This is a genomic window from Eubacterium multiforme, from assembly GCF_030813415.1.
Classification (GTDB): Bacteria; Bacillota; Clostridia; order Clostridiales; family Clostridiaceae; genus Clostridium; species Clostridium multiforme.
Genome location: NZ_JAUSUF010000013.1, coordinates 88396 through 100308, shown reverse-complemented (window position 1 = coordinate 100308; position 11913 = coordinate 88396). Strand labels below are relative to the sequence as shown.

General features: G+C 23.5%; 11 protein-coding genes. 10 read left to right on the top strand and 1 reads right to left on the bottom strand.

The features are described from left to right. Positions 1-94: 94 nt before the first annotated feature. The gene (locus J2S18_RS14075; RefSeq protein WP_307487730.1) at positions 95-892 is read right to left on the bottom strand and encodes a CapA family protein; all 798 of its coding nucleotides are present in this window, start codon (positions 890-892) and stop codon (positions 95-97) included. A gap of 167 nt (positions 893-1059) precedes the next feature. Here J2S18_RS14075 and J2S18_RS14070 point away from each other — a divergent pair, with 167 nt between their 5' ends. The 10 genes from J2S18_RS14070 to J2S18_RS14025 all read left to right on the top strand — a co-directional run bounded on the left by J2S18_RS14070 (position 1060) and on the right by J2S18_RS14025 (position 11906). Continuing rightward, positions 1060-1692, top strand: a complete 633-nt coding sequence (locus J2S18_RS14070) for a sugar transferase (protein ID WP_307487729.1) — start codon at positions 1060-1062, stop codon at positions 1690-1692. A 28-nt stretch (positions 1693-1720) separates the two neighbouring features. Further along, on the top strand, positions 1721-2686 hold the full coding sequence (locus J2S18_RS14065) for a GNAT family N-acetyltransferase (RefSeq protein ID WP_307487727.1): 966 nt from the start codon (positions 1721-1723) through the stop codon (positions 2684-2686). 177 nt (positions 2687-2863) lie between these two features. After that, positions 2864-3733 carry a LicD family protein gene (locus tag J2S18_RS14060; protein ID WP_307487725.1) on the top strand — a complete coding sequence of 290 codons (870 nt, stop codon included), beginning with the start codon at positions 2864-2866 and terminating at the stop codon, positions 3731-3733. Between the two features lie 31 nt (positions 3734-3764). Then, a complete protein-coding gene (locus J2S18_RS14055; RefSeq protein WP_307487724.1) occupies positions 3765-5147 on the top strand; it encodes an MATE family efflux transporter in 1383 nt (460 codons plus the stop codon). Between the two features lie 60 nt (positions 5148-5207). Next, on the top strand, positions 5208-6392 hold the full coding sequence (locus J2S18_RS14050; RefSeq protein WP_307487722.1) for a type III PLP-dependent enzyme domain-containing protein: 1185 nt from the start codon (positions 5208-5210) through the stop codon (positions 6390-6392). A gap of 51 nt (positions 6393-6443) precedes the next feature. Then, complete coding sequence (locus J2S18_RS14045) at positions 6444-7400, top strand: ATP-grasp domain-containing protein (RefSeq protein WP_307487721.1); 957 nt, start codon at positions 6444-6446, stop codon at positions 7398-7400. Between the two features lie 24 nt (positions 7401-7424). Continuing rightward, complete coding sequence (locus tag J2S18_RS14040) at positions 7425-8639, top strand: glycosyltransferase family 4 protein (protein ID WP_307487720.1); 1215 nt, start codon at positions 7425-7427, stop codon at positions 8637-8639. Next, positions 8632-9654: a polysaccharide biosynthesis protein gene (locus tag J2S18_RS14035; RefSeq protein WP_307487719.1), complete on the top strand. Its 1023-nt coding sequence runs from the start codon at positions 8632-8634 to the stop codon at positions 9652-9654. The genes J2S18_RS14040 and J2S18_RS14035 overlap by 8 nt, the downstream gene beginning before the upstream one ends. Further along, positions 9654-10772 carry a polysaccharide biosynthesis C-terminal domain-containing protein gene (locus tag J2S18_RS14030; protein WP_307487717.1) on the top strand — a complete coding sequence of 373 codons (1119 nt, stop codon included), beginning with the start codon at positions 9654-9656 and terminating at the stop codon, positions 10770-10772. The genes J2S18_RS14035 and J2S18_RS14030 overlap by 1 nt, the downstream gene beginning before the upstream one ends. A gap of 9 nt (positions 10773-10781) precedes the next feature. Next, positions 10782-11906, top strand: a complete 1125-nt coding sequence (locus J2S18_RS14025; RefSeq protein ID WP_307487716.1) for an EpsG family protein — start codon at positions 10782-10784, stop codon at positions 11904-11906. The last annotated feature ends 7 nt before the right edge of the window (positions 11907-11913 follow it).

Below are 11913 nucleotides of genomic sequence, written 5' to 3'. Positions count from 1 at the left end.
AAAATCTTTATAGTATATTATTCCAAATTAACCAACTCATCATACAAAAAAAGAGTAGTTAAATTTGTTTATTACACAAATATAACTACTCTCCCTAATGAGCTAAAGTTTTTTGATAGCTTGTTGGTTTGTAATCTTTTTCTCTACCCCAATGAAAATAAGGAATTATAACTTGAACTCCTTCTTTTTTTAAGATTTCAATATCAGTTTTGATTTTCTCTTTATTTTTTTCGTCGGAATCCCAAGCTTGATATCCTAAAAATGCAAATTTTATACCTTTTATATCCTTAACTATTTTATAACCCTCACCAGTTATATCTAATTTATTATTTTGTAGTACATTTATTGTATCATCAAAGCCTTTTTTACCATAATCATAAATATGATTATTAGCTATTGTTACTCCTTCAACAGAAGATGAAGTTAAAATTTTTGCGTAAGAACTGGGCCCTTTAAAATTAAATTGTATCACATGTCCTTTATCTATCTTAGAATTACTATTAGTAAAAGTAGTTTCTAAATTTACTAAAGTATAATCATCATCTTTAAAAATATTTCTTACATTTTTTAAGAAGTAAGAGTAATCATTTCCAGAAGCTTTAAAAGCTGCTGGTAGGCTTGTGCTTTTATTAAGAGCATCATCAGTTCCTAAAGTAAAATCTCCTGCTGCTGTAAAAATTATTTCTTTTTTCTGAAATTTAGTTTCGGGGTTTGTTTCAGAATTAGTTATTGTTTTTGTATTTTTGCTAGAGGATTTTTTTGTGATATGGCTATATATTGAGTAAGGTATTATACCAAGTATTAAGATAACTAAGGAAAAGAATATAATTCTATTTCGTAGTATTTGTTTTTTACGTAATTTTCTACGTTTATATTTATGTTTGGTTTTCAAAATATTTCCTCCTGTGTTTAATCAAATATATGTATCTAATTATAAAATATAAATCTTAAAGGATACAATAGGTTGTTTTTAGAAAATTAAATTTACTTATTAGTAATGTATTTTAATTAAGATTAATATTATTTATAATGGACAATTGATTTATAAAAGGTGAAACAATGTATAGAAAATATTTTAAAAGATTATTGGATGTGATTTTTTCAATTATTGCAATAATATTGCTTATTCCAATATATATTATGATTGGAATATTAGTAAGAATTAATTTAGGTTCTCCAATTATATTTAAACAGACTAGAGTAGGAAAAGAGGAAAAAATATTTAATATGTACAAGTTTAGAAGTATGACTAATGAAAAAAATAAAAATGGAGAGCTATTATCTGATGAAGAGAGGCTAAATAAATTTGGTAAGATATTAAGGTCAACTTCTTTAGATGAAATACCAGAACTTTTTAATATATTAAAGGGGGATATGAGTATAGTTGGACCAAGGCCATTATTAGTAGAATACTTAGATTATTATAATGAAAGAGAGAGAAAGAGACACTCAGTTTCTCCAGGCCTTACAGGACTAGCTCAAATAAATGGTAGAAATGCTATAGGATGGGAAGAACGTTTTGAATATGATATTAAGTATTCTGAAAATATAACCTTTATAAATGATTTAAAAATATTATTTTTAACTATAAAAAAAGTATTTTTTAGGGAAAACATTACAATGTCTGAAGGTAGAGAACTTGATGATTTTGATGTATATAGAAAGAAACAAATAGAAAATAATGATTTATAGTTATTAGATGATTTTTAAAGGATGTGAAATGGTGATAGATTATCCAGATATATATTATTCAAAAATTTGGGGACAGTTAAATGAAAGTAAGGATAAGGGTAAATGGGATTGTTTTTTATTTGAAAGTAATTTAGGTAAGTTATATTATCCATTTATAAAAAGAAGAATAGATATAAAAGTAAATAATAAGATTTATTATGATATTGTAACACCTTATGGATTCAATGGACCTGTAATTATAGAAAATTTTTGTGATGATATAGATAAGTTAGTAGAAGAATTTAATAATGAATTTAATAAGTTTTGTAATGAAAATAATATTGTTAGTGAATATATAAGATTTTCTCCTTGGCTTAAAAATCATAAGTATTTAAGTAATATATATAATATTAAAAATAATAATGTTACATTATATGTGGATTTAAAAAAGGATTTTTTTTATGAAGAGTTTAGTTCTAAATGTCGAAATGTTATAAGAAAGGCAATTAAAAATAATGTAAAAGTTAAATTTGATTTTTATGGGGATACTATAGAAGAATTTTATAGGTTATATAATGAAATGGCATATAAAAATAATGTAAGTGAGTTTTATAAGTTTGATATTGATTTTTTGAAGGCTTTATTTAATGGCATGAAAGGAAATATATTTATAGCCAACGCAATGTATAAGGGAAAGTATATTTCATCAGCTATGTTTTTATATAATAAAGATTATATTCATTATCATTTATCAGGGAATGATTATAATCATACAACACTTGGAGGAAATAGTCTCATATTATATGAGGTGGCTAAGTTTGCAAAGAAAAAAGAGATAAAGGAATTTCATTTAGGAGGCGCTAATGGTAAGGCATTATTAAAGTTTAAGAAGCAATTTACTAAAGGTGGAGTATTAGATTTTTTTGTTGGAACAAAAATAAGAAATGAAGATATTTATTATAAATTAGTTGAAATAAATGGACGTAATAAAGGATATTTTCCTGAATATAGATAAAAATTTGTATAGTAAGAAGGTAGCATTTTATGAAGTGCTACCTTTTTTCTAGTCTAAAATAATTATTTGCCATATTAAAATACTTTATATTTAAAGAATATATTTTTGTTTTAAATAATATAAATAAAAAAGTGAATTAGTGATTTGCTTAATTTTGTTTGTTAAGGTGGTATGTCAATGGAGTATAACAAAAATGAACTAAGAGAGGCCCAAATCAAATTGGTCAATATGCTTAAAGATGTTGATAAAGTTTGTAGAGAAAATAATATAGATTATTGGCTAACTGCAGGTACATTATTAGGTGCAATAAGGCATAAAGGTTTCATTCCATGGGATGATGATATAGATATATCTATGATGAGGAAAGATTACAACAAGTTTATGGAAATAGGAAAAGATAAATTAAATCATAAATATTTTATTCAATCTATTTATAGTGATGAAAATTCTGAAAATCAATTTATGAAGGTAAGAGATAGAAACAGTATATTGAGAATGAATAAAAGAGAAAAAGGGCATACAGGAATATTTATTGATATATTTCCTATGGATTCATTTACTAAAAATGATTCTAAAATATTTATAAAAAATAAGTTGATGAGAAAAATAAAATTTCATTGGATGAAATACGCAAAAATAAAGAGTCCTTTTTTTAAAAATATAAAAGGAAATGTTGTAAAAATAATAGCTAAAACGTATTTTTCTATTAATAAAGAATATGACTATAAAAATATAAATGAAGAACTAAAAATGTATCTTTCAAATATGAAATATGATGTGGAAAATGAAGATCATATAAGATATGGAATTGAATCCATTCATAACTATATATATCATAGGGAGGATATTTTTCCACTTATTGAAGTTGAGTTTGAAGGATATAAATTTAGAGCTCCAAATAATTATGATAGATTTCTAAAAACATTTTTTGGTGACTATATGAAGTTACCAAAGGTGGAAGATAGAAAGCCACATCATATAATGGAGCTAAAACTTAAATTGACAAAAGAAGAGTATATTAATTTGAATAAAAATTATTTTAATTAGAAATACAGTTGAACTTAAAGGAGATAATTTTATGAGTTTAAAAGGAAATATATTGAGAGTATTTTCAGCTAATTTTTTAAATATGATTTCAGGAATAGTAATAGCATTTATTATACCTATGGCTTTATCAGTAAATGAATATTCTAATTTAAAAACTTATACTTTTTATATTTCCTATATAACAATTTTTACCTTAGGTTTTGAAGAGGGAATGTATATAAAATATGGAGGTAAAGATTTTAAAGATTTAGATAAAAGTTTGCTTAAAACAGAACATCTAACATATGTAATATTACAAATCTTATTTGCAAGTATATTTTTTTTTATAGGAACTTTAATTGAAAATAAAATAATAATATTTATGGCAATAACAATTATTCCTTTTAATATGGTTGGATTTTTTAGAGCTAATTATCAGGCTATAGGAGAATTTAAAAGATACACTAAATTAATATATATACAAACTTTATCGTATTTAATATTAAATTTACTTCTAGTTTTTGTTTTTAAAAGTAATAACTATGTATATTTTTGTTTAGCTACAATAGTTTCTAATATATTAGTTACTATATGTATTGAATTTAGTATATATAAAAATTTTAAAGGTATAAATTGCAAGTATGATAGAAGCATTTTAAAAAATTTTAAAGTTGGATTTTTTATACTAATGGCTAACTTATCTGTAATGTTATTTTATGGATTAGATAGATGGTTTATAAAAATATTTTTTACAGTAGAGGATTTTGCCTATTATTCCTTTGCTTTATCTATGCTTAATTTAATAAATATTCTAGTAAAATCTATCTCAGTAATTTTTTATAATTACATTTCAAAAAATGAAGTAGAAGAATCAATAAAAAAGCTTAAAAATTATTTAATAATATTAGGCGTTTTTTCAAGTCTTTTATACTTTGCTTTTGCAGCAGCAGTTAATTTAATTATTAAAAAATATATACCTTCATTAAGTATAATATCAGTTTCCTTTTCAGCATATCCTTATATGATAGTTATAAATGCTCTATTTGTTAATTTGTACAAGGCAAGAAAGGATGAAAAAAAGTATTTAAAGGTTGTTACAGGTATGCTTATAGTTTCATTTATATATAATTTTTTAGCTGTAATTATATCAGATAATCCTATTTTAATATCAGTTGCTACAACTATAGGATTTATTACATGGTATTTGTATTCATCAAGAGATTTTAAATATTTAACTCCAAGCAAAAATGAAATGATGTTTTTAAGTATAAATTTAATTGTTTTTTTATTTACAGCACATCTAAATAATTGGTTTGTAGGTGGAGTAATATATTTAGCAGTAATAATAGCAACTATATATTTTTTCTTTAATTGTGAATTTAATGAAGGTATTTATATTATTAAATCTAAAATATTTAAATCAAAACTACTTTAAAATTATAGCTAAATTAAAAAATAATTTAAAAGAAAAGTTTTATTTTAGGAGATAGTAAATATGTATGAAGTTTTAAATACACCTTGTTTTATAGTAATGGAAAAAGAATTAGAAAAGAATATCAAAGACATGAATTTAGCATTAAAAAAGTATTGGAATAATTATATTATTGGTTATTCCTATAAGACAAATTCTTTATTATGGATTATAAACTATCTTAAAAAAAATAATTGTTATGCAGAGGTAGTTTCAGATTTAGAGTATAAATTAGCACTAAAAATAGGATATACAAAGGATTGCATAATATTTAATGGACCTAATAAGGGAAAAAATCAATTTTTTGATGCATTAAAAAATGGTTCTATAGTAAATATTGATAGTTTTAGAGAAATTAGTTGGTTAGAAAATACAAAATTTAATTATGAAATAAAGGTTGAAATAAGAGTTAACTTCAATTTGGAGAGGGAATGCCCAAGTGAAACTATTATGGGAAAGGAACTTGGCAGGTTTGGATTTTCACTAGAAAATGGAGATTTAAAAAATGTAATAAATAAAATAAATTCAATTAAAAATGTAAAAGTTGTTGGAGTGCATATGCATAATAGTACAAAAACAAGGAGTTTAAATATATATAAAGCTTTATCAGAAAAAGCATGTGAAATTTCAAAGTTATTTAATTATGAACTAGAATATGTAGATATTGGTGGAGGCTTTTTTGGAGGTTTAGAAGGTAAGCCATCATATTTAGATTATATGAAAATAATATCAAAGGGACTTTCTAAAAGTTTCAAAAAGGAAAATACAAAGTTAATAGTTGAACCAGGAGCATCATTAATAGCTTCGCCAATTAAATTTTTATGTGAAGTAGTAGATGTAAAAAGGATAGGGAGTAGTAAAGTTGTTGTTATTAATGGGAGTAGAAATAATATAGATCCTCTTATGAGAAAAAACAATTATTTTTATAAATTTATTACAAAAAATAATAAAAGATGTACTGAAAGACAAATAATATCAGGATATACATGTATGGAGAATGATAGATTAATGAGTGTATTTAATGAAAAGGAATTAACTTATGGAGATAAAATTATTTTTGATAAGGTTGGAGCATATACTATGAGTTTATCACCGCTTTTTATAGAGTATTTTCCTAATGTATATCTGATAGATAAATTCAATAAAATTAAATGTATAAGAGAAGCGTGGGATGTTAATGAATATATACAAAAATCAATTTTAGAATAAGGATTTAAAGAAGAAATTTATATTTGTTTAACTAATTTCGGGGAGGGGTATATGAATATTTTAATAACAAGTTCTGGTAGAAGAACACAATTAATAAAATATTTTAAAGAGGAATTTAAAGGCTTTGGGAATATAGTTGTCACAGATTGTGATGAATTAGCACCAACATTATATTTGGCTAATAAACATTATATAACAGAAAGAATAACTAGCAAAAATTATATAAAAAAATTATTAGAAATATGCAAGAAAGAAAAAATAGAAGGAATATTATCATTAATAGATCCAGAGTTAAGCTTATTATCAAAAAATAAGAAAGCTTTTGCTGAAATAGGAGTTAAGATAATTGGATCAGATTATGAGTCAACAGAACTTTGTTTTGATAAATATGAATTTGCTAAGTTTTTAAAAGATAATGAATTCAAATATGCTAAGACATATAAATCATTAAATAAATTTAAAAGAGACTATAATGATAAAAAAATAGATTTTCCTGTTTTTGTAAAACCTAGAAAAGGAAGTGCTAGCTTAGGAATAAATAAAGTTAATGATATGGAGTTTCTAGAGTTATTGTTTAAATTATATCCAGATACTATACTTCAAGAATTTATAAATGGAGAAGAATATGGAGTAGATTGCTATGTTGATCTAATATCTAATGAAGTAATTTCTATTTTCATAAAGAAAAAAATAAAAATGAGGTCAGGAGAAACAGATAAGGCAGTCTCTATAAAGGATAAAGTTTTATTTGAGGAAATTTCTAGATTAGTAAAAAAACTTAATTTAAAGGGTGTTTTAGATATAGATGTGTTTAAAACAGATAGAGGCTGGATAATATCTGAGATAAACCCAAGATTTGGAGGAGGATATCCTTTAGCTTATGAATGTAAGGAAAATTATCCTAAATTTATATTTAATAATATAAAAGGAAGAAAAAATAAATCTAGAGTTGGAGAATATGAAGAAAATAAATATATGATAAAACATGATTTTGTATTAATAAAGTAAAGTTTAAATTAAAAGGATGGAAATATGAATATTTTATACTTAACAATTTCTAATTTAAATTTAAAAGAAAGAGGTCTATATCAAGATTTAATAAATGGATTAAAAGAAAGAGGTCATAATATTACTCTTGTTATGGCGAATGAAGCAAGAGTATTAAATAAAACTATTTTTTTAAAAGAAAATAATATTAATGTCCTTAGAATTAAAGTTGGAAATCTTTTTGGAGTTAATTTTATAAAAAAAGGAATTAACAACATATTAATAGAAAAAAAGTTTAAAAAAGGAATTAAAAAATATTTAAAAGATAAAAATTTTGATTTAATACTCTATGCAACTCCACCAGTAACTTTTGCAAATGTAATTGAATACTTAAAAAAAGAGTATAATTGTAAAACTTACTTAATGTTAAAGGATATATTTCCACAAAATGCAATTGATATTGGATTATTTAAAGATAAGGGAATTATCCATAAGTTTTTTAGAAAAAAAGAAAAGAAATTATATAAATTATCAGATTTTATAGGATGTATGTCTAAAAAGAATATGAAGTATTTACTTGAAAATAATAAGGAAATAAATGAAGAAAAGGTTGAAGTATTTCCAAATACAATAAATATTTCAAATTTAGAAGATAATACTTCTTTAGAATACAGAAAAAAATACGGAGTTAAAGATGATTGCATACTATATGTTTTTGGAGGTAATTTAGGTAAACCTCAAGGGTTATCTTTTTTAATGAAAGGGATAAAGAGTATAGAAAACTATGATAAAGCTTATTTTTTTATAGTTGGAGATGGAAGTGAAAAGGAAGATGTTAAAAGTTTTGCAAGTAAAACAAAAAATATTACTTTTATAGACAGATTACCAAAGGAAAAATATGAGAACTTAATAAAAGAATGTGATGTTGGGATTTTATCTCTTGATTACAGATTTACAATACCTAATTATCCATCTAGAACATTATCTTATATGGATAAAGGGATGCCTATACTTGCTTGTACAGATAAAAATACAGATATTAAAGAATTAATTGAGAAAGAAGCAAAATGTGGTAAGTGGTGTTATTCAAATGATATTGATAGTTTTAAAGAAAGTATAGAATATTTTTATATTAACAAAGAGAAATTGAAAGATATTGGATTAAATGGACGTAGATTTTTAGAAGAAAATTTTAATGTAAAAAAATCTATAACTATATTAGAAGATCATTTTAATGAGGGAGAAAAAATATATGTTTAATGGTAAAACTTTATTAATAACTGGAGGAACTGGTTCCTTTGGAAATGCAGTATTAGAAAGATTTCTAGATACAGATATAAAAGAGATAAGAATTTTTTCAAGGGATGAAAAAAAACAAGATGATATGAGAAAGAGATACAAAAGTGATAAAATAAAATTTTTTATTGGAGATGTAAGAAGTTCTGAAAGTATAAGGAATGCAATATATAATGTAGATTATGTATTTCATGCCGCCGCACTAAAGCAAGTACCATCATGTGAATTTTTTCCTATGGAAGCTGTAAGAACAAATATAATAGGAACTGAAAATTTACTTACAGAAGCTATTTTAGAAGGAGTAAAAAAAGTAGTTTGTCTTTCAACTGATAAGGCTGCATATCCAGTAAATGCAATGGGAACATCAAAGGCAATGATGGAAAAAATATTTATAGCTAAATCTAAAACAGTACCCAAAAACAAAACATTAATATGTGGGACGAGATATGGAAATGTTATGTGCTCAAGAGGATCAGTTATTCCTTTATTTATAGAACAAATAAAAAGTGGACAGCCACTTACAGTTACAGATCCAAATATGACAAGATATATTATGAGTTTAGAAGAGGCTGTTGAACTTGTTATGTTTGCTTTTGAAAATGCAGAGCCAGGAGATATAATGGTTCAAAAATCTCCAGCATGTACAGTAGGAGTGCTGGCTAAAGCATTAAAGGAATTATTTAATGTAGATAATGAAGTAAAGGTTATTGGAATAAGACATGGTGAAAAAATGTATGAAACATTATTAACTAAAGAGGAAGCTTATAATGCAATAGATATGGAAAGTTTTTATAGAGTTCCAGCTGATAAGAGGGATTTAAATTATGACAAATATTTCAATAAAGGTGATAGAAAAATAGGTTTAGTTTCTGAATATAACTCTGATAACACAAATATTCTTAATGTTTATGAAGTAAAGAAAAAATTACTTACTTTAAATTATATAAAAAAAGAATTAGAAGCTTGGAGGAATAGATAATGAAAATTCTTGTTACAGGGGCAAAAGGATTTATTGGGAAAAATCTTATTGCTACTTTAAAGGAATTTAATAAGAAGAAATATAAATATGAAATTTTGGAAATTGATAAAGATAATTCAAGGGAAGAATTGACTAGAAGTGTTTTAGATTCAGATTTTATTATTCATTTAGCTGGCATTAATAGACCAAAAAGTGAAGATGAATTTATGGAGGGAAATGCTAATTTAACAGAGTGTATAGCAAATATTTTGAAGGGAAATAATAAAAATACTAGAGTACTTATAACTTCTTCAATACAAGCAGAATTAGATAATCCTTATGGAAAAAGCAAAAAAATTGCTGAAGAGGTTTTAATAAAATATAGCATGGAAACTGGAGCTAAAATATTTATATTTAGACTTCCTAATGTATTTGGAAAGTGGTGCAGACCTAATTATAATTCAGCAATAGCTACCTTTTGTAACAATATAGCTAAGGGAGAAAATATATGGATATCTGATCCTAACAAAAAAATGACACTTGTATATATAGATGATGTTGTAAGAAATATTATAAATATTATTGAAGATGAAAATTCTATTAGTGGATATTTAAATATTGATGTTGAATATAATTCTACTATTTTAGATATAGTTAATTTAATAAAATCCTTTAAAGAAAGCAGAAAAAATTTAATGATTCCTAATATGAAAGATGAGTTTACTAAAAAGTTATATAGTACTTATCTTAGTTATATACCAAAAGAAAAATTTTCTTATCCGTTAAAAATGAATATAGATAATAGAGGATCATTTACTGAGTTTTTAAAAACAGAGGATAGAGGACAAGTATCAGTAAATATATCTAAGCCTGGAATAACAAAGGGGAATCATTGGCATCATAGTAAAAATGAAAAGTTTTTAGTCCTTTCTGGAGAAGGAGTAATTAAACTTAGAAAAATTTATAGTGAGGAAATTGTAGAATATAAGGTTTCAGGTGAAAAATTAGAAGTTATAGATATCCCTGCTGGATATACCCATAATATAATAAATACGGGAAAAAATGATTTGGTAACTATTATGTGGGTAAACGAAATATTTGATAAAGATATACCTGATACTTATTTTAGGGAGGTATAAAATAAATTTATGATATTTTTAGCTATATTAATTATTATGGGGTATATAGCTTTTTTTAGTACAATTTACAAAAAAAATAGTAAAATAATTTTTTTTATATTTACTTTTATTATTCTTATTTTAAGTATGTTTAGATATGGAACTGGTACCGATTATATTGCCTATTTAAATTATTATAAGGTTAACCAAGTAGGCGTAATTAATAGTATAAAATTCAATAACCATATGGATATAGGATATAGAATTTTTATGGGAATAAGTAAGAAACTTGGAATAAGTTTTGAAGGTTTTATAATGATTATTTCATTTATAATGATAGCTTTAGTAACTTACATGATAATTAGTAATTCAAAAAATAGAATTTTATCTTTATTTGTATTTTATTCTATATATTATCAAATATATATTAATAGTGCAATAAGGCAAGGAATAGCACTAAGTATTTTTATTTATGCATTTTATAAATATCTAAAAAATGAAGAAATTAAAAAATATATTATAGCAATAATGTTTGCAGCCTTATTTCATAAATCTATTTTAATAACATTAATTATAGTGTTAATTAATAATAAAATAGAATTTTTATTTCATAAAACAAAATTAAATATATTTTTTTTATTTACAGCTATAACTATATTTTTATTTCAAGGTGAAGGGTTGATTGTAACTTTATTTAATATAAATTATAAGCCAGAAGAAGTAAAAATATTAGCAATTTTATTAAGAGTATTAATATTGATGTTTATTATATATCTTTATGTAAACTCTGAAAAGAATAGTGTAGGAAAATTTGAAAAGCTTCAAATATACTTAGTTTATATAGGATTAATTATATATTTTATTTTTTGTAGAATTAATATTATGTCTAGATTAACAGAGTATTTTTCTATAATTGAAGTAATACTTATACCCAATTTATTAACTTATTTAAAAGGAGTAAATTTATCGAAAAGAACTGTTTGCGTAGCTTTTTATATTATTATTTGTAGCAGTATATATATAAAAGATACAAAAAGCTTTTTAGAACAAGGATCATATTTTAGTAAAAATATTTTAGATTATAAATATATAAGTATATTTAATAAAGATGAAATATATTTGTATAGAAATATGAATATTAACATTGATATATAATGTTTAA